At 72.8% G+C, this 375-nt stretch carries 1 protein-coding gene; it reads left to right on the forward strand.

Annotated features, from left to right (window positions below; translation table 11 throughout):
• Positions 1-375: condensation domain-containing protein (locus FXF51_RS60305; RefSeq protein WP_222872002.1), on the forward strand; the 375-nt coding region annotated here is incomplete at both ends.

Raw genomic sequence — 375 nt, forward strand, 5'->3', positions numbered from 1 at the left:
CGTCAGACCCGCGACGATCTCCTGGCCGCGCTCGACCACCAGGACACTCCGTACGAACGAGTCGTCGCGGCCGTGAACCCGCCCCGCCATCCCAACCGCAACCCGCTCTTCGACGTGCTCTATGTCGCCGAGGAGGCGGCTCCGCGGCCGGCTCCGGCCGCGGCCAAGTTCGACTTGCAGGTGGGGCTGCTGCTCTCGCCGGACGGTCACGAGGTGCGGGTGGTGTTCGCGGAGGATCTGTTCTCGCGCGAGTGGGCCGAGTCCTTCACCGACGCACTGCTCACCCTGCTCTCCGCCGCCGTCGTCGCCCCGGACACCCCCGTCTCCCGCCTGCCGCTGTGCGCACCCGCGCCACAGGCCGCCCTGCCGCCCCCG

The sequence above is a fragment of the Nonomuraea sp. PA05 genome (assembly GCF_008086045.1).
Classification (GTDB): Bacteria; Actinomycetota; Actinomycetes; order Streptosporangiales; family Streptosporangiaceae; genus Nonomuraea; species Nonomuraea monospora.